Raw genomic sequence first — 24025 nt, 5'->3', positions numbered from 1 at the left:
GGTCCCATTCCGAACCCGGAAGCTAAGACCCACAGCGCCGATGGTACTGCATCCGGGAGGGTGTGGGAGAGTAGGTCACCGCCGGACAATATTTGAGGGAAGAGCCTGTGCCAGTGTTGGTACAGGCTCTTCCTGTTTAACCGGCCCCGCCCTAAAACACCGGCTTTTTCGCCGGAATACTGTGTCCGGGCGCGTGGGGAATCTCTCTCACAGCCGCCGGAAACCGTAAGGTTCCGCCTCCTGGGGAACGGGCAACCGCGACTTGTGATCAACCGGACAGCCGCGGCCGGCAGATAACTGCAGGTGGGCAGTCTCACCTATTCCCGGCCGCCCTTCACGGCACGGGACAACGATCTTCGAAGCCAACTGCACTAGAATCAGACTGTGCCCGTTTTGGGCCCCATAAACTTTGAACCAACTTTATATATCCATAGTGACGAGCGACTGCAGTAAATTCCGTTGGTCGGCTCACGACGAGAGGAACTCACCAGCATGTCAGAGCAAAATAACAGGGATCAGCGCAGCGAAGGAACCAACTCCGCCCGCAACAGCAGCTCGTCGGATAGGCGCGATGACCGCGGTCGTCCTGCAACCAATGACCGGAACGCGCCCAAGCGTTTCGAAGACCGGAAGCCGTCCTTCGGCGGGCGTCCGGCCCGTGATGGTGAGCGTAAGTCCTTCGGCGACCGCGGAGCTTCCTCTGATCGCAAGCCCTATTCCAAGGAGGGCAAGCCGTCGTTCGGTGACCGTCCGGCCCGTGGCGGGGATGACCGTCGTCCGGCACGTGATGGTGAGCGTAAGTCCTTCGGCGACCGTGACCGTAAGCCGTCCTTCGGTGACCGCAAGCCTTCGTTTGGTGGAGACGATCGTCGTCCGCCGCGTGACGGTGAGCGTAAGTCCTTCGGTGACCGTCCGGCCCGTGGCGGGGATGATCGCCGTCCGGCACGCGACAACGACCGTAAGCCGTCTTTCGGTGACCGCAAGCCGTCGTTTGGTGGAGACGATCGTCGTCCGGCACGTGATGGTGAGCGTAAGTCCTTCGGTGACCGTGACCGTAAGCCGTCCTTCGGTGACCGTGACCGTAAGCCGTCCTTCGGTGACCGTGACCGTAAGCCGTCCTTCGGTGACCGCAAGCCTTCGTTTGGTGGAGACGATCGTCGTCCGGCACGCGACGGTGAGCGTAAGTCCTTCGGCGATCGTGACCGTAAGCCGTCCTTCGGTGACCGTCCGGCCCGTGGCGGGGATGACCGTCGTCCGGCACGTGACAATGACCGCAAGCCGTCCTTCGGCAAGGACAACAATCGCCGTCCGGAGCGGAGCGAGGATGCTCCCGTCACTGAGCGCAAGCACAATGCCCGCGACCTGCGCAGCGCCAACCGCCCGGACCGTGAGCGTTCCCCGGAAATCGACGACGACGTCACGGGACAGGAACTGGACAAGGTCACCCGCGCCCAGCTTCGCGTCCTTGAGGAAGTCAACGGAGAGTGGGTCTCCAAGCACCTGGTTATGGCAGGACGCCTGATCGACATTGATCCCGAGCTTGCCTTCCAGCATGCGCTGGCGGCCAGCCGCCGCGGCGGACGCATGGCTGCAGTTCGCGAAGCAGTTGCACTGACTGCCTATGCCTCGGAGAACTTTGCCGAGGCGCTGCGTGAATTCCGCACCTACCGCCGCATCAGCGGCTCCAACGCCTACCTGGCGATGATGGCCGACTGCGAACGCGGTCTCGGCCGTCCGGACCGCGCCCTGGACATCTCGCGCTCGGACGAGGCGAAGGAACTGGATACCGCCGGCCAGGTGGACATGGCGATCGTAGCGTCCGGTGCCCGCATGGACATGGAGCAGTACGACGCCGCCGTGACCGCACTGGAAATCCCGCAGCTGGATAAGAACCGTGCGTTCTCCTTCAGCCCCCGTCTGTTCCGTGCCTACGCCGATGCCCTGGAGCTCGCAGACCGCAACGAAGAAGCCGAGCAGTGGCGCAACCGTGCACTCCTGGCGGAAAAGGCACTGGGTATTGGCGAGTTCGCTGAACCGGACATCTACGACCTCGACGACGAAGAGGAAAAGCCGGAGAAGCCGCGCCGTGCCCGTGAAGACCGTGAGGAGCGAAACGGTGCAGAGCGCTCCGACACCCCGTTCGCGGCTCCGGCCGAAACCGAGCCTGCAGATGCGCTCGGCGACCTGGACCTGACGGACGACGTCGACACGTTGCCTTCCGATGACCAGGAAGGCGTGATCGGCGTCCTCGAAGCAGAGGAAGAGGACGACGACAACACTGTCGAACAGCACGACGATGGCAATGACCACGACGAATTCTCCGCCGACGCGCCCTCGGGTGACGTCGACGAGGACCGCGCGTAGCATCATGCAGTCCACTGCGCTGATTGCCGGATACGATGCCGTCCTCTCGGACTTGGACGGCGTCGTCTACGCGGGTCCGCACGCCATTGAGGGTGCCGTCGAGGCGCTGCAGCGTCTCGACGGCGTGGGTGCGCAGCTCGCCTACGTCACCAACAATGCCTCGCGTTCCTCCGAAACCGTGGCCGCGCATCTGCGTGAGCTCGGGGCACCGGCAACAGCGGAGACCGTGTTTGGTTCAGCGCAGGCCGGGGCGGAGCTGCTGGCAGCTTCCGTTCCGGCCGGTGCAACGGTCCTGGTCACCGGAAGCGCCTGGCTTACCGAGCAGGTGCGCGAACAGGGGCTGGTCCCGGTGCTTTCCGCTGATGACCGCCCCGACGCCGTCATTCAGGGCTTTGATCCCGCACTCGGCTGGAAGGACCTCGCGGAGGCGGCCTTCGCCGTCGGCCGCGGAGCCGTATGGGTCGCAACGAATACAGACATGTCCATTCCGCAGGCCCGGGGGATCGCCCCCGGCAACGGAACCCTCGTGGCCGCCGTCGCTGCAGCCACGGGCAGGACGCCCCTGGTGGCAGGAAAGCCCGAGGCTCCGCTGTTCCGGACGGCGGCACGCCACCTGGACGCGAAGACGCCGCTGGTTGTTGGTGACCGCCTGGACACCGATATCCTTGGCGGCAATAACGCCGGGTTTGCCACCGCAATGGTGCTCACCGGCGTGGACACCCCGCAGACCGCGCTGGCAGCCCGCACGGCGGAGCGGCCCACCTATCTGCTCGAAAACCTCGATGCCCTCTACCAGCCCTATCCGGCGGTGGAGGTACTCGACGGCGTGGCGCGCTGCGGATCCGCAACCGCCCGGGTCACCGGCGGCGTGTTGGAGATTTCCGGGAACCGCGGCGACTTGGACAGCTGGCGTGCCGCCTGTGCCGCGTGGTGGAGCGCCCGCCCGGCCGAGGAAAACGCCACCGCACCCGAGCTCAGCTGGAGTGTCAGCAGCGACGGATAAGCTGGGATCCAAACGTCGGCTCAAGGGATGGATAGACGCCGCATGCAGAACATTAGCGAAGATCTCCGGGTTGCCGCCGGCCCCTGGCCCGACGCCGGGGCGCAGACGGAGGATCCGGCGGTCAACGCTGCCCTGGCGGTACTTGGACAGCTCGGGGACCTGCCTTCAACCGGCCACCACGCCGTCTACTCCGCGCTCCATGACAGCCTGATGGCCGAACTGACCGCCGAACCGCCAGAGGAGCGATAGCACGTGCCAAGACTCGACCAGGAACTGGTTGCCAGGGGACTGGCCCGCTCCCGGACCCATGCGGCCAAGCTGATTGCCGCAGGCCGTGTGTCCCGCGGGGGCTCCGTCCTGGGCAAAGCCTCGGTATCGGTGACCGGTGAGGACGCGCTCTCAGTGCTCGACGACGGCGTGCCGGACTACGTCAGCCGCGCCGGACACAAACTTGCCGGCGCCCTGGATGCTTTTCCGCAGGTGCAGCCGGCCGGACAGCGCTGCCTGGATGCCGGAGCCTCCACCGGAGGTTTCACCGACGTCCTGCTGCGGCGCGGGGCCGCACATGTGGTGGCGGTGGACGTAGGCCACGATCAACTGGTGGATGTCCTGCGCCGGGACCCCCGGGTTGAGGTCCATGAAGGCCTGAACGTCCGCTACCTGGATCCGGAGGCAATCGGAGGACAGGTGGACCTCACCGTTGCTGATCTGTCCTTCATCTCCCTAACCATGGTGGTGGCTGCGCTGGCCAAGGCGACGCGCCCCGGCGGCAGCATGCTGCTCATGGTCAAGCCGCAGTTTGAAGTTGGCCGTGAGAAGCTGGAGAAAGCCGGCGTGGTCCTCGATCCGCAAAAGCACCGGCTGGCTGTGGCCCGCGTGGTTGTATCCGCCCTGGCGGAAAACCTGAACATCGCCGGACTGGCGCCCAGCCCGCTGCCGGGGCAAAACGGAAACGTGGAGTTTTTCCTGTGGCTGCAGGTTCCAAAGCAGGGAGAGCCTGCGCCGGAAAAGCCCGCCGATGCACAGGAAGCCGCACGGCGTTTGGTGGATGAGGCCTTTGACGGGTTTGATGGAGCCGGACGTCATCCGGCGGATCGGGTTGCAGGCGGGGAACGGACCGCAGAAGACTGACGGATTTCCAACCAGCTCCCTCGGGGGCGGAACAGGACACAACGGACATGAGCAGACGGATACTCGTGCTGGCCCACACCGGCCGGCAGGCTGCCATGACTGCGGCCCAGGAAGCCTGCACGCAGCTTCACGCCTCCGGGCTGATCCCGGTCATGCGGCGCAAGGATCTGGAGGACATCCAGGCGGTCTACGGCGTCTTGACAGCCCCAACCGAGATCCTGGATGAAGACGTCTCCCTGGACGGAGTGGACCTGGGCATGGTCCTGGGCGGAGACGGCACCATCCTGCGTGCAGCCGAGCTGGTGCGCGACACCAACGTTCCGCTGCTCGGGGTGAACCTGGGACACGTGGGATTCCTGGCCGAAAGCGAACGCGCCGATCTGGAACAGACGGTCCACTGGGTGGTGGAGCGTGCCTACACCGTGGAAGAACGGATGACCATTGACGTCAAGGTCTGGTTCGAAGACCGGCTCATCGTTCACACCTGGGCGCTGAATGAAGCGGCCGTGGAAAAGGCAGACCGGCAGCGGATGCTCGAAGTGGTTGTGGAGGTGGACGGCCGGCCCATCAGCTCCTTCGGCTGCGACGGTGTTGTCCTGGCTACGCCCACAGGCTCCACGGCCTACTCGTTTTCCGCCGGCGGTCCCGTGGTCTGGCCCGAAGTGGAAGCCCTCCTCATTGCACCGATAAGCGCCCATGCGCTGTTTTCCCGGCCGCTCGTCGTCGCGCCGGATTCACTCCTGGCCGTGGAAATCCTGACCCGGACCAATGCTTCCGGAGTGCTCTGGTGCGACGGGCGCCGCAGCGCCGAGCTCCCGGCAGGTGCGCGGGTGGAAGTGACCCGCTCCAACATCCCCGTGCGGCTGGCCCGCACCCATGCCACGCCGTTCTCCGAGCGGCTGGTCCGCAAGTTCCAGCTGCCCACCCAAGGCTGGCGCGGGCCTGTCGGCAGCCCGGGAGACCTCTCGGACAGCGTGGAACTGACGCGCATGGCCGAGCGCGGAGGGCCGGCACATGATTGAGGAAATCCGGATCCGCGACCTCGGTGTCATCACGGATGCCACCCTGGAGCTTGGCCCTGGATTCACCGTGGTCACCGGTGAGACAGGTGCCGGTAAAACCATGGTCATCACTGCCCTTGGCATGCTCCTGGGCGCCCGGACCGACGCCGGTGCCGTGCGCACGGGCGCCAAGGCTGCACTGGCAGAAGCCGTGGTCCGGCTTCCTCCGGACAACGCCGCAGTGTCCCGTGCTGAAGACGCCGGTGCCGAGCTGGAAACGTACAACGGCATCACCGAGCTGATGCTTGCCCGGACCGTGAACGCAGCGGGGAGAAGCCGTGCCCACGTGGGCGGGCGGTCCGCTCCGGTGGGCGTGCTCGCTGAAGTGGGCCAGCATCTGGTCGCAGTCCACGGCCAGTCGGACCAGCTTCGGCTCAAGAGCACTGCCGCGCAGCGTGAGGCGCTGGACAAATATGCCGGCCCTGCGCTTGCATCCCTGCTCTCCTCCTACCAAACGGATTATTCCCGCTGGCGTGCAGCGGTGACCGAGTTGGCGGGCCTGCGGGACCAGGCGCGTGAACGGCTGCGGGAAGCCGAATACCTCTCGGCATCGCTGGAGGAAATCGATGCGCTGGAACTGCTGCCGGGCGAAGACGAAACACTGAAGACCGAAGCGGTCCGCCTGAACAACTTCGAGGAACTGAGAACCGCTGCGGAAGGCGCCCATCAGGCCCTGATCGCAGGGGACTTTGCAGACGGCACCGATGCCACCTCTCTGGTGGACGGTGCCAAACGCCAGCTTGAGATGGCCGGTGAACATGACCCTGCCCTGGCCGACTCCGCAAAGCGGTTGGCGGAGGTCGGGTATGTCCTGGCCGACATTGCCACCGAGCTGGCCAGCTACAGTGCCTCCCTGGACGGGGAAGGTCCCGAACGGCTGGCTGAAGTCGAATCCCGGCGTGCGGAAATCTCCGCTCTCACCCGGAAGTTCGCCCCGTCCGTGGGTGAAGTCCTGGAATGGGCGGAAACCAGCCGGATCCGGCTGGCCGAGCTGGGGGATGACAGCACCAGAATCGAGGCGCTGGAAGCGGAAATCACCGGCCTCCAGGCGACCCTCACCGACGCCGCGGCGGACCTGACCAAACTGCGGACCGAAGCTGCCGCTGACCTGGCCCAGCGGGTCAGCGACGAGCTCTCGGCCCTGGCCATGGCCAACGCCAACCTGGTCATCGAAGTGACGCCGGTTGAGGAGCTGAGCGTGCACGGTGCGGACAGCATCTCCTTCCTGCTCCAGCCGCATCCCGGTGCCCCGGCGAGGCCGCTGGGCAAGGGAGCATCGGGCGGTGAACTTTCCCGGGTCATGCTCGCGATCGAGGTGGTGCTGGCCGCCGTCGACCCCGTGCCGACCTTCATCTTCGATGAAGTCGACTCCGGCGTGGGCGGCAAGGCCGCGGTGGAAATCGGCCGCCGGCTGGCCATGCTGGCCAAGCATGTGCAGGTGATTGTGGTCACCCACCTTCCCCAGGTGGCGGCGTTTGCCGATCATCACATCCGGGTCATCAAAATGTCCGCGACGGGGGAAGATGGAACAGGGGTCACCGCCAGCGACGTCACCGTTCTCGATGATGCCGAGCGGATCAAGGAACTTGCCAGGATGCTTGCGGGCCAGGAGGACTCAGAGTCCGCCCGGGCACATGCCGTCGAGCTCCTGGCGGCGGCGGGACATCCGCCGCAGAAGCAGTCCAGTGCAGACAAATAACCAGTGCAGACAAACTCAGATCTACAAAAGGTGATAGGCTCGAACTCCGTGGTGCAGCGATCAAATTCCAGGTTTCCCAAGTCGTCTTCTACGACCAAACACATCTTCGTCACCGGTGGCGTGGCGTCCTCACTTGGCAAGGGACTGACAGCGTCAAGTCTCGGCCATCTGTTGAGGTCGCGCGGCATAGCGGTGACCATGCAGAAGCTCGATCCCTACCTCAATGTGGATCCGGGCACAATGAACCCCTTCCAGCACGGCGAAGTCTTCGTGACCGACGACGGCGCCGAGACTGACCTCGACATTGGCCATTACGAGCGGTTCCTGGACGAGAGCCTCGACGGCTCCGCCAACGTAACCACCGGCCAGGTCTACTCCACGGTCATCGCCAAGGAACGCCGCGGCGAATACCTGGGCGACACCGTGCAGGTCATTCCGCACATCACCGACGAGATCAAGCGCCGGATGCGCCTGCCCTCCGAGGCGAAGAAAACCCCCGACGTCATCATTACCGAAATCGGCGGCACGGTTGGCGACATCGAGTCCCAGCCCTTCCTGGAAGCCGCACGCCAGGTGCGCCAGGACATCGGCCGCAACAACGTTTTCTTCCTGCATGTTTCCCTCGTGCCGTACATCGGTCCGTCCCAGGAACTGAAGACCAAGCCGACGCAGCATTCCGTGGCTGCCCTGCGTTCCATCGGCATCCAGCCTGACGCGATCGTCATCCGTTCGGACCGCCCGGTTCCCGACGCCATGCGCGCCAAGATCGGCCGCATGTGCGACGTCGACATTGACGCCGTTGTTGGCTGCCCGGATGCGCCGAGCATCTACGACATCCCCAAGACCCTTCACTCCCAGGGACTGGACGCGTACATCGTCCAGCACCTGGACCTGAAGTTCAAGGACGTCAACTGGACCAAGTGGGACAAGCTCCTCGAGGTTGTCCACAATCCCAAGCACCACGTGAACATTGCCCTCGTGGGCAAGTACGTGGACCTGCCGGATGCCTATCTTTCCGTCACCGAAGCACTGCGTGCCGGCGGTTTCGCGAACAAGACCAAGGTCAACATCCGCTGGGTTCCCTCTGACGAGTGCGCAACACCCGAAGGCGCCGCAGCTGCGCTGGGTGACGTTGACGCCATCTGTGTTCCCGGCGGCTTCGGCATCCGCGGCCTGGAGGGCAAGCTCGGCGCGTTGACGTACGCCCGGGAGAACAAGCTCCCGACCCTGGGCCTGTGCCTCGGCCTGCAGTGCATGGTCATCGAGTACGCCCGGAACGTGGTTGGCATGGAAGGTGCGTCCTCCTCGGAGTTCGAACCCGACACCAAGTTCCCGGTCATCGCCACCATGGCGGAGCAGAAGCATATTGTCTCCGGCGAGGGTGACATGGGCGGAACGATGCGCCTGGGCCTGTGGGACGCCAAGCTTGAAGAGGGCTCGGTTGTTGCCAAGACGTACGGCAAAACAGCAGTGGCCGAACGCCACCGCCACCGCTACGAGGTCAACAACGAGTACCGCGACCAGATTGCCGAGGCAGGCCTGTCCTTCTCCGGCACCACGGTTGACGGCGGACTCGTGGAGTTCGTTGAACTTCCGGCAGACGTGCACCCGTACTACGTCTCCACGCAGGCGCACCCGGAGCTCAGCTCCCGTCCGACGCGCCCGCACCCGCTCTTCGCCGGTTTGGTGAAGGCCGCCCTGGCTCGCCAGAACGGAAAGGGCTAGCACCTGATGAGTGAGACCAGAGGGTTCGCCGACGAACGCAGTCCCCGGCGCCTGTTGGATTCCCATGTGGAATACACCGGGCGGGTTTGGGACGTGGTCAGCGAGACATTCAAGCTGACCGACGACGGCGAACCCCTGGTCCGCGATTACATCCGCCATCCCGGCGCAGTCGCCATCCTGGCGCTGAACGATGCCGGACAGGTGCTGATGATCAATCAGTACCGCCATCCGGTGCGGATGACCCTCTGGGAAATCCCTGCCGGCCTGCTGGACATCGACGGCGAGGACTTCCAGACGGGCGCAGCCCGTGAGCTGGCCGAAGAAGCGGACATCCAGGCCGCTGAATGGAATGTCCTCACCGATCTGTTCCTTTCCCCGGGATCCTCCCGCGAAGCTCTGCGGATTTATTTGGCCCGCGGGATTACCGAGGTTCCGGAAGAGGACCGCCATACGCGGACCGATGAGGAAGCGGAAATCCATTCCATGTGGGTGGATCTGGACGATGCCGTGCAGGCAGCACTGGACGGCCGGCTGCATAGCCCCTCCGCGGTTGCCGGAGTCCTGGCTGCAGCGGCAGCGCGTCCCTCCGGTTTCGCGAACCTGCGCCCGGGCGACGCTCCCTGGCCTGAACACCACACCCAGCATTCCACGTGGCCGCAGGGCCCTGTTCTTTAGGATTTCAGACCGTTATGGCCGCCTCCGATCTACCTGCTGGCGGACATCATGCTGCGCCGGCACCGGCGAGCACTCCTTCCCCGCTCCAGCCGCCGCCCGCTGCCGTGCACAATGACACGGAAGTGTTTGGGTTCCCTCCGCTGAATGCCACCATGCGCCTGGACTCGCCCGCGGAACTCCTCCGGGCTGCCCTGGCACAGGACGCGGCCCAGGCGTCCGCCTCGACCGAGGGTGCAGCAGCCGCGCCCGGCACCGCATCGGCTCCTACGCGGCCAGCGGCGGATAAACCGGCCTCGGCGAAATCATCGAAAACCCCCAAGGCTGTCACCCCCAAAGGCCCCTCAGCTGCGGAAGAACTCCGCAGCACCGCCGTCGGCCGCGAAATCAGCGGCTACCTGCAGCACATGGCCGTGGAACGCGGCCTGGCCGTCAACACTCTGGATGCCTACCGCCGCGACCTGCTGCGGTACGCGCGATTCCTTGCAGCGCGCGGCGTGGAGGACATCGCGCGCATTTCCCGCCATGACGTCACCGCCTTTGGACAATCCATCGCGGATGGGTCCGACGGCGCCTCCGCCCTCAGTGTCCGCTCCGCGGCCCGCACCATTGTCGCCGTCCGCGGCCTGCACAAATTCTGGGCGCTGGAAGGGCTGGCCACCACGGATCCGGCCGCCGACGTGCATCCGCCGCTTCCGGGCAAGCGGCTGCCCAAGGCCATCAGCGTCAACGAAGTCACGCGGATCCTCGAAGCCGTGTCCACCGAAACACCCACCGGGCTCCGTGACCGGGCACTGCTGGAATTCCTGTACTCGACCGGAGCCCGCATCAGCGAAGCCGTGGGCCTGGACATTGACGACCTGTCCCTGGAACGCATTCCGGCCAACGGCCCTGACGTAGTGCGGCTCTTTGGAAAGGGCTCCAAGGAACGGCTGGTGCCGCTGGGCTCCTACGCGGCACGTGCCCTGGACGAGTACCTGGTGCGCGGCCGCCCCGCTGCAGCAGTGAAGGGCAAAGGCACCCCGGCTCTGTTCCTGAACGCCAGGGGCGGACGCCTGAGCCGGCAGAGCGCCTGGACCATCCTGAAGAACGCCGCGGAAAAGGCCGACATCGGACGGGACGTTTCCCCGCACACCCTGCGCCACTCCTTCGCCACCCATCTGCTGGAGGGCGGCGCCGACGTCCGCGTGGTCCAGGAACTGCTCGGCCACGCCTCCGTGACCACCACGCAGGTCTACACCTTGGTCACCGCCGAAACCCTGCGTGAGGTCTACGCCGCCGCACACCCGAGGGCGCTGTGAGCGGCGCTGAGCCGGACCGAATGTCACAGGTGCCGCCTCCCCGAGCCGTGCCCGTAGTTCTGTGTTTCCTGATGCGGGGCATCTCGGATCAGGCCGAGGTTCTGATGGGCCTGAAACAGACCGGCTTCGGCGTCGGACGTATCGTCACCCTCGGCGGGCATGTGGAACCGGGGGAGAGCGCCGCGCAGGCCGCCGTGCGGGAAGTCTTTGAGGAATCCGGGGTGACCTTGGCCGAAGCGGACCTTGAGCACGCAGGCACCATTGAGTTCGTTTTCCCGGCCCGCCCGGAATGGGACATGTCCACGGTCGTTTACCGAGCTCGAAAGTGGACGGGCGAGCCCGTGCCGTCGTCGGAAATCATCCCTGCCTGGTATCGGGTGGGGGAGGTTCCCTATGCCCGGATGTGGCCGGACTCGGCCCACTGGATGCCGGAGGTGCTCGCCGGGCGGTACTTCGACGCCGTCGTCACCCTGGGCCCTGACAACGAAAGCGTTGCCGGCATCGTCTTTTCCTGATGCCTTTCCCGGCTCCTGAGCCGCCGGCTGTTCCTGCCCAGAAACGCTCTGCTAGGTCGGTCCCGCACCAACTGAGCTGAACTCCACGGCCCAACGGGTGTCCGCCTCGGAGGCCACGGTAATCATGAGACCGGTGCCGAGCTCATAGGGTTCAACGCTGCTGAAGATCTTCACCTGCCCGCAATCAACGTCGGCAGGCGCTCCTCCGGCCACCGAGACGGAGACGGTGCCGGTGTCACACAGGAAGCTCGCTGCTATCGGCCCCGAAACAATGGGATCGAATCTCAGGCTGCTCTCGTCACCGGCAGCGACAGATCCTCCGCCCACGCGGGTCTCTGCCAATTCGCCGCCCCCGCGGTGGGACGCGATGTCCTGCTGGAGCTGATAAACCTGGTCAGCCCAAGCGGCTGCGGAATCCGGTGCCGCTGGCCGCTCCTCGGCGCCGGTACTGCAGGAGGCCGTGAAAACCGTTGCAGCAGCAAGGATCATGACACGTGCCGGGATGTGTTTCATGGTTCTTCCTTCCGGGTTGCCACGAAAGATATACGGCCGGACGGGAAAGCGCGAATACACAAGCGGCCGCCGCAGGAATCCCTGCGGCGGGCGCTTGCGGAGTGCGAAGCTGTGGCTGGTTAGCCCACGTGCCGTTCCTCAGGGCCGTCATAGGCGCTGAGCGGACGGATCAGTGAGTTTGCTTCAAGCTGCTCCATGATGTGCGCCGTCCAGCCGGTAATCCGCGCGGCCACGAACAGCGGCGTGAAGGTGGGTGTGTCAAAACCCATCATGTGGTAAACCGGTCCCGCCGGGTAGTCCAGGTTCGGCAGGATGTTCTTGCGCTCACCCATGGCGGATTCCAGTGCGGTGTACAGCTCGCCCAGATCCTCCCGGTTGTAGTGCTTGACCATCTTGTCCATGGACGCCTTCATGGTGGGCACCCGCGAGTCGCCGTTCTTGTACACGCGGTGGCCGAAGCCCATGATCTTCTTTTTGTCCGCCAGCGCGGCGTCCAGCCAGCCCGCCGCGTGGGCGGCAACATCGCCGTCGCCCGCACTGGCGGTGATCTCTTCGAACGTGTGCATAACGGCCTCGTTTGCGCCGCCGTGCAGCGGGCCCTTGAGGGCGCCGATGGCACCGGTGACCGCCGAATGCAGATCCGAGAGGGTGGAGGTAATGACGCGGCCCGTGAACGTGGACGCATTGAAGGAGTGCTCCGCGTACAGGATCATCGACACGTTGAACGCTTCCACCACTTCGGGGGCAGCTTCCTCACCGAAGGTCATCCAGAGGAAGTTCGCCGAGTAGTCCAGGTCGTCACGGGGTTCCACCACGTCCTGGCCGCGGCGGCGGCGCTGGTCATAGGCCACCACTGCAGGCATCGCCGCGAAGAGGCTTACCGACTTCTCCATGTTGGCCTGCACCGAGGAATCCTCGGCCAGCTCATGGGATGCCCCCAGGACGGAGGCGGCCGTGCGGCAGACATCCATCGGATGGCAGGTCACCGGCAGCGCGTCGATAACGGCCTTCAGCTCGGGGGAGAGGGCCCGCTGGGCACGCTCGCCCGACGTGAACTCGGCCAGCTCATCAGCGGTGGGCAGCTCGCCGTTCCACAGCAGGTAAGCCACTTCCTCGAAGCTGCAGTGCGCAGCCAGTTCCTGGACCGGGTAGCCGCGGTACAGCAGCGAGTTGGTTTCCGGGTTGACCTTGGAGATCTTGGTGGTGTCGACAAGGACACCGGCCAGTCCCTTGTGGATTTGCTCATCTGTCATAACGAAAGACTCCTTTGTCGCGGTGGGGGTACTGCTGGCGGATTCCGGTGCCCGTATTAGTGCTTGCCCGGAACCTGGAAGTTGAAGACCGAGGTGTCGAAGCGGTTATAGGCTTCATAATCCACCAGATCGTACAAACGTGCACGCGTGAGCATGTTCGGGACGTCATCCTGCTGGGTGCCCTTGGCCTTGATGGTCTCCAGTGTCCGCTCGGCTGCACCCATGGCGCTGCGCAGCAGGGTCACCGGATAGATCACCATGTTCACGCCCACCGAGGCCAGCTCGTCGTAGCTGAACAGATCGCTCTTGCCGAACTCGGTCATGTTGGCCAGGATCGGCACGTCCACGGCGTCGCGCATGGCAGCGAACTCTTCCAGCGTCTTCATGGCTTCGGGGAAGATGGCGTCCGCTCCGGCATCAACGAGGGCACGGGCACGGTCCTGCGCCGCTTCCAGGCCGTCCACGGCACGGATGTCGGTGCGGGCCATGATCAGGAAGTTTGGATCCCGGCGGGCATCGGCGGCGGCGCGGATCCGTTTGGTGGCGGTGTCCAGGTCCACCACGTTCTTGCCGTCCAGGTGCCCGCAGCGCTTGGGGTTGAACTGGTCCTCGATGTGGCAGCCGGCCAGACCGGCGTTCTCGAGTTCCTGAATGGAACGGGCTACGTTCATCGGCTCACCGAAGCCGGTGTCGGCGTCCACGATGGCCGGCAGGTCCGTCATCCGGGCGATCTGCCCGGCGCGGGTGGCCACCTCGGTCAGGGTGGTTAGGCCGATGTCCGGCAGGCCGAGGTCATTGGCGAGGACCGCGCCGGAGATGTAGACGCCGTCGAAGCCTTTTTCTTCAATCAGGCGGGCCGAGAGCGGGTTGAACGCTCCCGGGAACTGCTGGAGCGTGCCGGAGGCAAGGCCTTCGCGGAAGGCGATGCGCTTGGCTTCGGGGGTTACTGAGGAGTACAGCATGTTAGAAGAGTCCCTTCGGGGCGTTGGCCGGGTCAATGACGCCGTCAGCTGCGGTGATGTTCAGGGCATCCAGTTCGCCGGCGGCCAGTTCGGGCAGGCGCTGGACGGTGGTGAGGAAGCGTTCGATCTCTTCCTCGGAGACCAGGCCGGCGGCCAGGGTGCGGAACTTGTTGATGTACTGCTCGCGGGCAAACGGCTTGGCGCCCAGCGGATGCGCGTCGGCGACGGCGATTTCATCTGTGATCTCGGTGCCGTCGGTCAGGACGATGGTGACCTTGCCGCCGAAGGCCTTTTCGTTGATGTCCAGCGAGTGGTAGCGGCGGGTCCATTCCGGATCCTCCACTGTGGTGACCTTGTTCCACAGCTCCACGGTGTCCGCGCGGCCGGCACGTTCGGGCGCATAGGAATCCACGTGGTGCCAGGAGCCGTCCTGCAGGGCAACGGTAAAGATGTACGGGATGGAATGGTCCAGGGTCTCGCGGGAGGCCGTGGGATCGTACTTCTGCGGATCATTGGCGCCGGAGCCAATGACGTAGTGGGTGTGGTGCGAGGTGGCGATCAGCACGCTGGCCACCTTGGAGGCGTCGGCCGCCTCCGGATGTTCGCGGTGGATCTTGCGGGCCAGGTCAATCCACGCCTGTGCCTGATACTCCGCGGAGTGTTCCTTGGTGTAGGTGTCCAGGATGGCGCGCTTGGCTTCGCCGGCCTCGGGCAGCGGAACCTCGTAGGCGGCGTCGGGACCGTCCAGCATCCAGGCGATGACGCCGTCTTCACCCTCGTAGATGGGGGTGGGGGAGGTCTGTCCGCGCATGGCGCGGTCCACGGCCTCCACGGCCATCTTTCCGGCGAAGGCCGGAGCGTGTGCCTTCCAGGTGGAGATTTCGCCTTTTCGGGACTGGCGGGTGGCGGTGGTGGTGTGCAGCGCCTGGCCCACGGCCTGGAAGATGGTGTTGACGTCCAGGCCCAGCAGGGTTCCGATGCCGGCAGCTGCGGACGGGCCGAGGTGGGCCACGTGGTCGATCTTGTGCTTGTGCAGGCAGATCGCCTTGACCAGGTCAACCTGGATTTCATATCCGGTGGCGATGCCGCGGATCAGGTCCGCGCCGGAGGCTCCGGTGTGCTGCGCGACGGCGAGCAGCGGGGGAATGTTGTCGCCCGGGTGGGAGTACTCGGCGGCCAGGAACGTGTCGTGGTAGTCCAGTTCGCGAACGGCAACGCCGTTGGCCCAGGCAGCCCATTCCGGAGAGGTCTTCTGCTCCACGCCGAACACAGCGGAACCGTTGCCGTGCGCGGAGGGGGAGAATGACAGTGCCTGGGCGCGGGCAGCGACGATGGGCGCGCGGTTCAGGGAGGCAATAGCAACCGAGGCGTTGTCGATGATGCGGTTGATGACCATGTCCGTGACCTCGTCAGTCACGGCAACGGGGTCAGCGGCGACCTCCGCGATCTTATAGGCCAGCTGGTCTTCGCGGGCCAGGTTCTCATCGCTGCGGTGGACCCGCACCTTATGGAGATTCATGGGATGTCCTTTCGGGGACGCGTTGTTTGCTTTGCTGTGGAACGTTCAGTGATGCCGGCCGGCTGCGGATCAGCGGCGGCGAGGAAGTGTTCAAGGCTCTTGTGCAGGTGAACGGACGTGGCAGCCGATGCCAGGGCAGGATCACCGGCAGCGATGGCGTCGGCAATGGTGGCGTGTTCGCCGGCCGTGGCGAGCAGTCTGCGGGGGTTGTCCTTGGCCAGCCGGCGGACGCGGGCCAGGTGCAGGCGCACGTTGGCCAGCGCCTGGGTGAGGTAGGCGTTCGCTGCGGCGGAGTCGATGGCCTCATCCAGGCGGGCCACAAGGGCGTAGTACCCGGAGCGGGACGGATCCGCCTCCGAGTCCTGAACGATGAGGTCGGCCGCATTCTCGAATTCCCGCCGCAGACCGGCGAAGACTTCCGGGACCCCGCGGGTGGCGGCCAGCGCCGCAGCTTTGCACTCCAGCGCCTGGCGCAGCTCAAAAAGGTCGGTCACGGTTTCCGGGGAGATGGAGGTGACGACGACGCCGCGCCCGTTGTGCGCGGCGGCCAGCCCGTCCGCAGTCAGCCGGCTGAGGGCTTCACGCAGCGGGGTGCGGGAGATTCCCAGACGCTGGGACTGTTCCACCTCGCCCAAGACGGTTCCCGGAACAAGCCTGCCGGCCACGATGTCTTCGCGGAGCGCCCGGTAGGCGCGGTCACTGGCCCTCACAGGTGCTCCTTTCCGGCGGCGGACAACCTGCTGGCAGGCGCCCGGTGTGATGTTGCTCATCAGTGTATACACAAACAGGCCTACTGGGCACCAAAAGCCCCCAGGGCGCGTCGTTGCATGACGTCATGTATACAGCGGGTGGTTGTGAGCCGCATGTGCACTGCCCTAGGGTGATGGCTATCACATCGAATCGAGGAGGATTCATGAGCTCTGGCCTGGATGCAGGAAATGAAGCACCCGTGACCGCTGCCGCCCGCCCCCAAGGCACTGCCGGGGCAGCGGACGCCGGATATGCGCAGGCCTATGCCCGCAGCCTCGAAGATCCCGAAGCCTTCTGGCTGGAGGCTGCCTCGTTGGTGGACTGGGACAGCGCCCCGCAGCGTGCCCTCGATGATTCCACCGCTCCGCTCTACCGCTGGTTCCCGGACGCCTCCCTGAACACCAGTTACAACGCCCTGGACCGGCATGTGGCGGCCGGCAGGGGAGAGAGCGCGGCTCTCATTTATGACTCCGCGATGCTGGGGAGCTCCCGCACCTACAGCTACAACCAGCTTTTGGCCGAAGTGGCAACCTTTGCCGGAGTGCTCCGCGGGCTCGGAGTGGAGTCCGGGGACCGGGTCATCATCTACCTGCCCATGATTCCGCAGGCCGTCATTGCCATGCTCGCAGCAGCCCGGCTGGGTGCCGTCCACTCCGTTGTGTTCGGCGGCTTTGCCCCCAAGGAACTGGCTGCGCGAATCGACGACGCCAAGCCCGCCGTCGTCGTCACCGCCAGCGGAGGCATGGAGCCCAAGCGCACCGTGGAGTACCTGCCCAACGTTGCTGCCGCGCTCGCCGCAGCAACACACCGTGTAAACCATGTGGTGGTTGCCGAACGCGGGGGATTCACCCACGGCATCTCCGAGTACGACGGCGCGGACGGCGCCGCCTGGCACGACTGGGATGCGCTCGCCGCAAACGCGCAGCCCGCCGGGCCGGTCTCCGTAGCCGCCACGGATCCGCTGTACATCCTGTACACCTCCGGAACCACCGGCGCGCCCAAGGGGGTGGTGCGCGACAACGGCTCCCACGCCGTCGCGCTGGCCTGGTCCATGCGGAACATTTACGACGTCGGCCCGGGCCAGGTGATGTGGACCGCCTCGGACGTGGGCTGGGTGGTGGGCCACTCCTACATTGTGTATGCGCCGCTGATCGCCGGAGCCACCACCGTCCTGTACGAAGGAAAACCTGTGGGGACGCCGGATGCCGGTGCCTTCTGGCGGGTGGCCGACGAGCACCGGGTGGATGTCCTGTTCACTGCGCCCACGGCGCTGCGGGCGATCCGGAAGGCCGATCCTGACGCGGCCCTGATGGAGAACTATGACCTGTCCGTGCTGCGGACCCTGTTTGTTGCGGGGGAGCGGCTGGACCCGGAGACCTTCGCCTGGGCAGGCCGGGCGCTGGGTGTGCCCGTGGTGGACCACTGGTGGCAGACCGAAACCGGCTGGGCGATCTGTGCCAATCCGATGGGGCTGGAGCAGCTGCCCGTCAAAGCCGGATCCGCCACCGTGCCCGTCCCGGGATTCTCGCTCGCAATTGTGGACGGCTCCGGTGCGGAGGTTCCCGCCGGGCAGGAGGGCAACATTGTCCTGCGGCTGCCGCTGCCGCCGGGCACCCTCACTACACTGTGGGGCAGCGATGACCGCTTCCGGTCCTCGTACCTGGAAATCTTCGAGGGCTGCTACACCACCGGAGACTCCGGTTATGTGGATGAGGACGGCTACGTATTTGTGATGGGCCGCACCGACGACGTCATTAATGTCTCCGGGCACCGCCTCTCCACCGGGGCAATGGAGCAGATTGTGGCATCGCACCCCGCCGTGGCCGAGTGCGCCGTGATCGGAGTGGCGGATTCACTCAAGGGCCAGCGGCCGTGCGGGTATGTGGTGCTCAAGTCAGGCTCCCTGGTGGGTGTTCAGGAGCTGCGCGCGGATCTGGTGAAGCTGGTGCGCGAATCCATCGGTCCGGTGGCCGATTTCAAGGACGTGCAGGTGGTGGAGGCGCTGCCCAAGACGCGCTCCGGCAAGATCCTGCGCAAGACCATGCGCCAGATTGCCGACGGCGATGCCTACACGGTTCCCTCCACCATCGAGGATCCGGGGGTTATTGATGCGCTGCTGCCGCTGCTGCGTCCGGACAGGTGAGGGCCCCGGCGGATGGTGTGCGTCTAGGCGGTCGCGATCCAGTAGCGGCGCTTGCCGTGGCGGATGTCCTCCAGGATGCCGCCGTTCTTCTCGATGGTTGCCCGGGACCCGGCATTGTCTTCATCGCAGGTGACCAGGACCGGGGAGATTCCCAGCTCGCGGGCGACGGGCAGGGCATTCTTCAGTGCCTGGCCGGCATGTCCGCGGCGCCGCGCCGACGGCCGCACGCTGTAGCCGATGTGACCGCCTTCGTTCAGCAGAAAGTCGTTCAGCTCATGCCGGATGCCCAGGAACCCGATGACGGTTTCATCCTCGACGATCCACAGGTGGGTGCAGGAGACATAGCCGGGCTTAAGGGCAGTGCCCGGCAAGGCCTGGGCCTTGAGTTCCGCCACGAGCCGCCGGAATGCCCCCGGATCCCGAAGGTCTTCCAGCAGCCATTCTTCGCCGCCTGCCCCGTCCCGGCGGGCGCCGTCGAACTCGGCGGCACACTCCAGCCAGGAGACGTGGAACTTTTCATCCGGATGCGCAAGGGAAGCCATCCGGCGATCGTAGCGGCCCGTGCCGCGCGGTTCCTGCGCCGCGCCGTCGGAAGTCATCCGCCGTCGCCGGCGTGGTCCAAACAGCAGCACAGGGGAGCAGCAGCGGCTACCGCCGCCAGTGATACTCCAGCTCGGGCCGGCCGCGGGTGCCGTAGCGGGGATTCCGAGCCACTGCCCGCTGCTCGTCCAGATGCTCCAGATAGCGCCGGACAGTAATCCGGGACATCGTCAGCGCGGCGGAGACCTCACTGGCGGACATGGGTGCGGCAGCATTCTTCAGCGTCTCTGACACTGCCTCGAGCGTCTCGGGTGACAGGCCTTTGGGCAGCGCTGCAGCCACACTGGGACGAAGGGCGGCCAGGGCGCGGTCCACCTCCGACTGGGTGGCGGACAGGCCCTGCCCGGCAAGGTTTACATGGTATTCACGGTAGGAGGCCAACTTGGCGCTGAAGGCCGAAAACGTGAACGGCTTGATCAGGTACTGGGCGATGCCCGCGGACATGGCGCTGCGGACGACGGCGAGGTCCCGGACTGCGGTAACGGCAATAACATCAGCGGGAACCCCTGCGCCGCGGATCCGCCGCAGGACATCCAGCCCATGGAGGTCCGGCAGGTTCATGTCCAGCAGGATCAAATCCACCGCCGGCTCGGAGGTTCCACCGCCGTACACGGGCAGCCCGCCGTCCGAGTCCGTGCCGCTTCGCCCGGTGGCGGAGGCATTGAGGAACGTGATGGCCTCCGTGCCGGTGTGCACGACGCCGGCCAGCGCAAATCCCGGGCTGCGGCGCACATACTCCGCGTGCGCCTGCGCCGCTATGCCCTCGTCTTCCACCACGAGGACGCTGATGTCCCGGTCAGCGTTCATGGCCGGCCGCCACTGCGAGGGGGAGCAGGACGGTAAAGCAGGCGCCGCGGCCCGGCTGTCCGCCGGGGTCAAGCCGCAGCGTGCCGTTCAACCGCAGCACTGCTTGGCGGACCAGCGGCAGTCCGATGCCCCGTCCGGTGCCCGAAGCACCACCGGCACCGGAGGGGAGCAGCACCTTGGGGTCCTTGGTGCTGAAGCCCTGGTGGAACACCTGTTCCGTGGAGAGCTCCGGAATGCCCGGGCCGTTGTCCTGCACCGTGATCTCGAAGCCGGCGGTGCCGCCGTCGTCCTCCACGAGGGCAAACCGTGTGCTCACCGTGGGCGCCTCGGCCCCGGACACGGCGTCGAACGCGTTGTCGATCAGGTTTCCCGCTATGGTGACCAGCTCTGACGGATCCAGTCCCAGCGGAGTGCCGGTTTCAGATCCGGCCGCAGAAAGATCGATAAGCAGGCTGATCCCGCGCTCGCGTGCCTGGACCGCTTTGCCGGTCAGCAGGGCGGCGAGTGCCGGTTCGCCCACGGCGGCGACGACGTTGTCCGCCAACTGCTGGGACTGCTCCAGATCGCGGGTGGCGAACGCCAGCGCATCTTCGGGGCGGTTCAGCTCGATGAGGGAGACCAGCGTATGCAGCCGGTTCGCATGTTCATGTGTCTGTGCCTGGAGCGCTTCGGTCAGGGTGTGCATGGACTGCAGTTCTCCGGTCAGTGCTTCTATGTCTGTGTGGTCCCGCAGCGTGGTGACCGTACCGATGCGTTTTGCCGGTGCCGTCCGCCCCGAGCCGCGCAAGATCCCTTTGGACGTGGGCGCGAGGACCGGAGACTGGTTCACCACCAGGATCCGTTCACTGGCAAAGTGGAATTCGTCTTCCGCCGTGCGGCCGCCGCTCAGCAGCTCGGCAAGGGGGAGCGGCAGGCCCAGCTCCCGGGGATTCCGGGGCCGGTCACCGCGCTCGGCCGGGAGTCCCAGCAGCGCGGCTGCCCTGTCGTTGTACAGCACCAGGTCGCCGTCCCGGTTCAGCAGCAGCACTCCTTCACGCAGTGAATGCAGGGCCGAGTCATAGAACGCAAACATTCTCAGCAGCTCGTCCGGCCTCCGGTCCAGGGTGGTGCGCCGGAGGTAGCGGCTGAGCACATAGGCAGCGAGCGTCCCGGAAGCAAGGGCGGCCACGGAAATCAGGAATACGGTTGGCAGTTCGGCATTGCGGGCGACGGCGACGCGGTCAACGGTGATGCCCGCTGCGACCAGGGCCTTCACCTCGCCGTCGGTGCCGAGGACGGGCACGACGGCGCGCACGGACGGACCCAGGGTGCCGGCGTAGGTTTCGGTAAAGGACTCTCCGGAAAGTGCCCGCTCCACCGATCCCAGGTAGGGCTTGCCGATCTGGTCCTCGTTGCGGTGGGTGAACCGGGTGCGGTCCGGTGCCATGACCGTAAGGAAATCGATGCCGGACGCACCCATCACATCCTCGGCGTAGGGCTGCAGGTTGGCACCCGGCGGATTCGCGGTCACGGATTCCAGCACCAGCGGATCCGCTGCTGCGGTTCCGGCCACGGCAAGCATCATGTCTGCGGTTTCTTCAAAGCTGTGGCGCTCGGCCTGCTGGTAGAGCGTCCAGGACAGCCCTGCCGAAAAGCACACAATAAACACCAGCTGCCCCACAAGCAGCCGGCTGGCCAAACTCCATTTCTGCAATGATCTTCTTTCCTGCTTGGTGTTTCCACGGCCGGTATGCCCGGATAAAGTTCCCGGGCCGGGAACAGTATGACCACAATCGTGACAGTGGTCACAGGGACGGGACACGATGGCTGCTGAAGACTTATTGTTCCCGGCGATTTCCGCACGGCTCCGCACCCGGAGAACCGCAGTCCCGGTGCCGCTCAGGAACAGATCAGCAACCAAGCCTAGGAGCAGCACACCATGGCATCTGCCACCATTTCCGGACGCGCGGGCTCACCGAAGAGCCCGCGCAAGAAGGACAAGACACACTTTCTGTACATTGCGGTTATTCTCGCGGTGGTCCTCGGTGCTGCACTGGGACTCATGGCGCCTGAGTTTGCCAAGGGCCTGAAACCGATCGGGACCGCATTCATCTCGCTCATCAAGATGATGATCGCGCCGATCATCTTCTGCACAATTGTCCTCGGCATCGGCTCGATCGCCAAAGCAGCCACGGTGGGCAAGGTGGGCGGCCTGGCCCTGGGCTACTTCATTGTCATGTCCACCTTCGCCCTGGCCATCGGCCTGGTGGTGGGAAACCTGATCCATCCGGGCGAGGGCCTGGACCTGGCTGCCGGCGCTGAGAGCGCCCCGAAGGCAGCCGAAGACGCCGAAGGCCTTTCCGGCTTTGTCCTGAGCATCATTCCCACCACGCTGCTGGCCTCGCTCACCGGCGAGAGCATCCTCCAGACCCTCTTCGTTGCACTTCTGGTCGGGTTTGCCCTGCAGAAGATGGGTTCGGCGGGAACTCCCATCCTCACGTTCATCGGCCACCTGCAGAAGCTGGTCTTCCGCATCCTGGTCATGGTGATGTGGCTGGCGCCCGTCGGTGCCTTCGGCGCCATTGCCGCCGTCGTCGGCGAAACCGGAATTGACGCCATCAAGAGCATGGCCGTGCTGATGATTGCCTTCTACATCACCTGTGCACTGTTCATCGCCGTGGTTCTCGGCAGCGTCCTGAAGGTCTGCACCGGGGTGAACATCTTCAAGCTCATGCGCTACCTGGGCCGTGAGTACCTGCTGATCTTCTCCACGTCTTCCTCCGAGGTGGCCCTGCCGCGCCTGATCGCGAAGATGGAGCACCTGGGTGTTTCCAAGCCCGTGGTGGGCGTGACCGTACCCACCGGGTATTCCTTCAATCTGGACGGCACCGCCATCTACCTGACGATGTCCGCCCTGTTTGTGGCCTCCGCCATGAACATGCCGCTGGAACTGGGTGAGCAGATTTCCCTGCTGGTCTTCATGATCATCGCGTCCAAGGGTGCCGCCGGCGTCACCGGCGCCGGTCTGGCCACCCTTGCCGGCGGACTGCAGTCGCACCGCCCGGATCTGGTGGAGGGTGTTGGCCTGATTGTCGGCATCGACCGCTTCATGTCCGAAGCCCGCGCGCTGACCAACTTCACCGGCAACGCCGTCGCCACCGTCCTGATCGGTACCTGGACCAAGGAAATCGACAAGGAACAGGTCACTGCCGTGCTGAACCGTGAACGGCCGTTCGACGAGGCGACCATGGAAACCGAAGGCCATGGTGAGCCGCAGGCTCCCGACGCCGAACTGGAACCCGCCGCGGTCCGCTAACCGCACGGTCTCAATGACCTGATTCGGCCCAGGACTGAGGGCGCTTCCGCTGCGTGCGGAGGCGCCCTCAGCCGTATCCACCGCGCCGCAGCGGTTGCTGTACCCGGCATCGAAGGGCGGCTAGGGTGGCGTCCAAGGAGCTGTCCGGCGTTTCCGCCATTTCAGCTGGCCCCGCCGGAAGGTTGGATCATGAAGTCCGTCCCGATGCAGGAGATTTACCGCGGTGCATTCGCGCCGGTGCTGGCCGGAATGGTTCTGCTGGGCCTGGCCTCGATCTCCATCCTGCTTCTGTCCGATCCGCCATACGTGGACCGGGTGGATCCCCGGACCATGCTCCTGATTGAGGTTGCCCTGCTCGCCCTGGCCGGCGTCATCATCCCGGCCGTTCTCCTGATGAGCAAAAGGATCCGCCGCGAGCCCCGCACGGCGGTGGGTGTTGCCTGCGTGGCTGCGCTCATGGTGCACGCCTTCGTCCTTGGCGAGCCGGTCCGGAGGGGAGCCCAGGGCGTTACTTCCGCCGTTGCCTCGGTCCTCGCCGCGGCCTTCTTTTTCGTCTCGCTGTTAGCTGTGATGGAACGCCTCGATGCGCAGCGGCAGGACAAACGAGGTCCCGGCGGCGCCGCAAACCCAACATTCGACCTCTAGTTGAGAGTAAAGGCTCGCGGGCCCTCCGCGGCGCCGATTCGCGGTATAGGTGTTGCACGGCTGTAAT

Annotated in this window: 21 protein-coding genes and 1 rRNA gene; 14 read left to right on the top strand and 8 right to left on the bottom strand. The window is 65.4% G+C overall.

The window, feature by feature from the left end; all coding sequences use genetic code 11:
* The 11 genes from rrf to ACIQXM_RS15265 all read left to right on the top strand — a co-directional run.
* A 5S ribosomal RNA gene (rrf, locus tag ACIQXM_RS15315) occupies window positions 1-87 on the top strand; the annotation flags it as partial.
* 405 nt (window positions 88-492) lie between these two features.
* Window positions 493-2364, top strand: coding sequence for a hypothetical protein (locus ACIQXM_RS15310; RefSeq protein WP_400932981.1), 1872 nt, complete (start codon window positions 493-495; stop codon window positions 2362-2364).
* Window positions 2365-2368: 4 nt separating this feature from the next.
* On the top strand, window positions 2369-3367 hold the full coding sequence (locus ACIQXM_RS15305) for an HAD-IIA family hydrolase (protein WP_400932979.1): 999 nt from the start codon (window positions 2369-2371) through the stop codon (window positions 3365-3367).
* A gap of 42 nt (window positions 3368-3409) precedes the next feature.
* A complete protein-coding gene (locus ACIQXM_RS15300; protein ID WP_400932978.1) occupies window positions 3410-3616 on the top strand; it encodes a hypothetical protein in 207 nt (68 codons plus the stop codon).
* A gap of 3 nt (window positions 3617-3619) precedes the next feature.
* Window positions 3620-4498 (top strand): TlyA family RNA methyltransferase, encoded by an 879-nt coding sequence (locus tag ACIQXM_RS15295; protein ID WP_400932976.1) that lies wholly within the window; start codon window positions 3620-3622, stop codon window positions 4496-4498.
* A gap of 47 nt (window positions 4499-4545) precedes the next feature.
* Window positions 4546-5520, top strand: coding sequence for an NAD kinase (locus tag ACIQXM_RS15290; protein WP_400932974.1), 975 nt, complete (start codon window positions 4546-4548; stop codon window positions 5518-5520).
* Complete coding sequence (gene recN / locus ACIQXM_RS15285) at window positions 5513-7258, top strand: DNA repair protein RecN (protein ID WP_400932973.1); 1746 nt, start codon at window positions 5513-5515, stop codon at window positions 7256-7258. Before ACIQXM_RS15290 ends, recN begins: the two co-directional genes overlap by 8 nt.
* A gap of 30 nt (window positions 7259-7288) precedes the next feature.
* Window positions 7289-8983 (top strand): CTP synthase, encoded by a 1695-nt coding sequence (locus tag ACIQXM_RS15280; RefSeq protein ID WP_400932998.1) that lies wholly within the window; start codon window positions 7289-7291, stop codon window positions 8981-8983.
* Window positions 8984-8989: 6 nt separating this feature from the next.
* On the top strand, window positions 8990-9658 hold the full coding sequence (locus ACIQXM_RS15275; RefSeq protein ID WP_400932971.1) for an NUDIX domain-containing protein: 669 nt from the start codon (window positions 8990-8992) through the stop codon (window positions 9656-9658).
* Between the two features lie 122 nt (window positions 9659-9780).
* Window positions 9781-10956 (top strand): site-specific tyrosine recombinase XerD, encoded by a 1176-nt coding sequence (xerD, locus tag ACIQXM_RS15270; RefSeq protein WP_400932969.1) that lies wholly within the window; start codon window positions 9781-9783, stop codon window positions 10954-10956.
* Between the two features lie 104 nt (window positions 10957-11060).
* Window positions 11061-11471, top strand: coding sequence for an 8-oxo-dGTP diphosphatase (locus ACIQXM_RS15265; protein ID WP_400932967.1), 411 nt, complete (start codon window positions 11061-11063; stop codon window positions 11469-11471).
* A 51-nt stretch (window positions 11472-11522) separates the two neighbouring features.
* On the opposite strand, the gene ACIQXM_RS15260 is transcribed toward ACIQXM_RS15265, so the two are convergent.
* From ACIQXM_RS15260 to ACIQXM_RS15240, 5 genes are all read right to left on the bottom strand, one after another.
* Entirely contained in the window at window positions 11523-11984 is a 462-nt protein-coding gene (locus ACIQXM_RS15260; protein ID WP_400932966.1) for a hypothetical protein, read from the bottom strand.
* Window positions 11985-12103: 119 nt separating this feature from the next.
* Window positions 12104-13237: a bifunctional 2-methylcitrate synthase/citrate synthase gene (locus ACIQXM_RS15255; RefSeq protein WP_400932964.1), complete on the bottom strand. Its 1134-nt coding sequence runs from the start codon at window positions 13235-13237 to the stop codon at window positions 12104-12106.
* A gap of 56 nt (window positions 13238-13293) precedes the next feature.
* Window positions 13294-14199 carry a methylisocitrate lyase gene (gene prpB, locus ACIQXM_RS15250; RefSeq protein WP_400932962.1) on the bottom strand — a complete coding sequence of 302 codons (906 nt, stop codon included), beginning with the start codon at window positions 14197-14199 and terminating at the stop codon, window positions 13294-13296.
* Between the two features lies 1 nt (window position 14200).
* Window positions 14201-15718, bottom strand: coding sequence for an MmgE/PrpD family protein (locus ACIQXM_RS15245; protein WP_400932960.1), 1518 nt, complete (start codon window positions 15716-15718; stop codon window positions 14201-14203).
* A complete protein-coding gene (locus tag ACIQXM_RS15240; protein WP_400932959.1) occupies window positions 15715-16428 on the bottom strand; it encodes a GntR family transcriptional regulator in 714 nt (237 codons plus the stop codon). The genes ACIQXM_RS15245 and ACIQXM_RS15240 overlap by 4 nt, the downstream gene beginning before the upstream one ends.
* 203 nt (window positions 16429-16631) lie before the next feature.
* On the opposite strand from ACIQXM_RS15240, the gene ACIQXM_RS15235 reads away from it, so the two are divergent.
* Window positions 16632-18611: an acetate--CoA ligase gene (locus ACIQXM_RS15235; protein WP_400932958.1), complete on the top strand. Its 1980-nt coding sequence runs from the start codon at window positions 16632-16634 to the stop codon at window positions 18609-18611.
* A gap of 23 nt (window positions 18612-18634) precedes the next feature.
* On the opposite strand, the gene ACIQXM_RS15230 is transcribed toward ACIQXM_RS15235, so the two are convergent.
* The 3 genes from ACIQXM_RS15230 to ACIQXM_RS15220 are packed head-to-tail and all read right to left on the bottom strand — an operon-like array spanning window position 18635 to window position 21711.
* Window positions 18635-19210: a GNAT family N-acetyltransferase gene (locus ACIQXM_RS15230; protein ID WP_400932956.1), complete on the bottom strand. Its 576-nt coding sequence runs from the start codon at window positions 19208-19210 to the stop codon at window positions 18635-18637.
* Between the two features lie 49 nt (window positions 19211-19259).
* Window positions 19260-20018 (bottom strand): response regulator, encoded by a 759-nt coding sequence (locus ACIQXM_RS15225; RefSeq protein ID WP_400932954.1) that lies wholly within the window; start codon window positions 20016-20018, stop codon window positions 19260-19262.
* Window positions 20008-21711 carry an ATP-binding protein gene (locus ACIQXM_RS15220; RefSeq protein WP_400932952.1) on the bottom strand — a complete coding sequence of 568 codons (1704 nt, stop codon included), beginning with the start codon at window positions 21709-21711 and terminating at the stop codon, window positions 20008-20010. The genes ACIQXM_RS15225 and ACIQXM_RS15220 overlap by 11 nt, the downstream gene beginning before the upstream one ends.
* 225 nt (window positions 21712-21936) lie before the next feature.
* Between ACIQXM_RS15220 and ACIQXM_RS15215 the strand changes: the two genes are divergently transcribed.
* Together ACIQXM_RS15215 and ACIQXM_RS15210 are read left to right on the top strand one after the other, a co-directional pair.
* Window positions 21937-23313 (top strand): cation:dicarboxylate symporter family transporter, encoded by a 1377-nt coding sequence (locus ACIQXM_RS15215; RefSeq protein ID WP_400932950.1) that lies wholly within the window; start codon window positions 21937-21939, stop codon window positions 23311-23313.
* A gap of 189 nt (window positions 23314-23502) precedes the next feature.
* On the top strand, window positions 23503-23958 hold the full coding sequence (locus ACIQXM_RS15210; RefSeq protein WP_400932949.1) for a hypothetical protein: 456 nt from the start codon (window positions 23503-23505) through the stop codon (window positions 23956-23958).
* Window positions 23959-24025: the final 67 nt, after the last annotated feature.

It is taken from the genome of Arthrobacter sp. NPDC097144, assembly GCF_044762205.1.
In the GTDB taxonomy this organism is placed as follows: domain Bacteria; phylum Actinomycetota; class Actinomycetes; order Actinomycetales; family Micrococcaceae; genus Arthrobacter_B.
This window is presented reverse-complemented; position numbering and strand designations above follow the sequence as displayed.

Coding starts and splice junctions, on each gene's coding strand:
- ACIQXM_RS15310 (WP_400932981.1), top strand. CDS start 493: ATGTCAGAGCAAAATAACAGGGATCAGCGCAGCGAAGGAACCAACTCC.
- ACIQXM_RS15305 (WP_400932979.1), top strand. CDS start 2,369: ATGCAGTCCACTGCGCTGATTGCCGGATACGATGCCGTCCTCTCGGAC.
- ACIQXM_RS15300 (WP_400932978.1), top strand. CDS start 3,410: ATGCAGAACATTAGCGAAGATCTCCGGGTTGCCGCCGGCCCCTGGCCC.
- ACIQXM_RS15290 (WP_400932974.1), top strand. CDS start 4,546: ATGAGCAGACGGATACTCGTGCTGGCCCACACCGGCCGGCAGGCTGCC.
- recN (WP_400932973.1), top strand. CDS start 5,513: ATGATTGAGGAAATCCGGATCCGCGACCTCGGTGTCATCACGGATGCC.
- ACIQXM_RS15275 (WP_400932971.1), top strand. CDS start 8,990: ATGAGTGAGACCAGAGGGTTCGCCGACGAACGCAGTCCCCGGCGCCTG.
- ACIQXM_RS15265 (WP_400932967.1), top strand. CDS start 11,061: ATGGGCCTGAAACAGACCGGCTTCGGCGTCGGACGTATCGTCACCCTC.
- ACIQXM_RS15260 (WP_400932966.1), bottom strand. CDS start 11,984: ATGAAACACATCCCGGCACGTGTCATGATCCTTGCTGCTGCAACGGTT.
- ACIQXM_RS15255 (WP_400932964.1), bottom strand. CDS start 13,237: ATGACAGATGAGCAAATCCACAAGGGACTGGCCGGTGTCCTTGTCGAC.
- prpB (WP_400932962.1), bottom strand. CDS start 14,199: ATGCTGTACTCCTCAGTAACCCCCGAAGCCAAGCGCATCGCCTTCCGC.
- ACIQXM_RS15245 (WP_400932960.1), bottom strand. CDS start 15,718: ATGAATCTCCATAAGGTGCGGGTCCACCGCAGCGATGAGAACCTGGCC.
- ACIQXM_RS15235 (WP_400932958.1), top strand. CDS start 16,632: ATGAGCTCTGGCCTGGATGCAGGAAATGAAGCACCCGTGACCGCTGCC.
- ACIQXM_RS15230 (WP_400932956.1), bottom strand. CDS start 19,210: ATGACTTCCGACGGCGCGGCGCAGGAACCGCGCGGCACGGGCCGCTAC.
- ACIQXM_RS15225 (WP_400932954.1), bottom strand. CDS start 20,018: ATGAACGCTGACCGGGACATCAGCGTCCTCGTGGTGGAAGACGAGGGC.
- ACIQXM_RS15215 (WP_400932950.1), top strand. CDS start 21,937: ATGGCATCTGCCACCATTTCCGGACGCGCGGGCTCACCGAAGAGCCCG.
- ACIQXM_RS15210 (WP_400932949.1), top strand. CDS start 23,503: ATGAAGTCCGTCCCGATGCAGGAGATTTACCGCGGTGCATTCGCGCCG.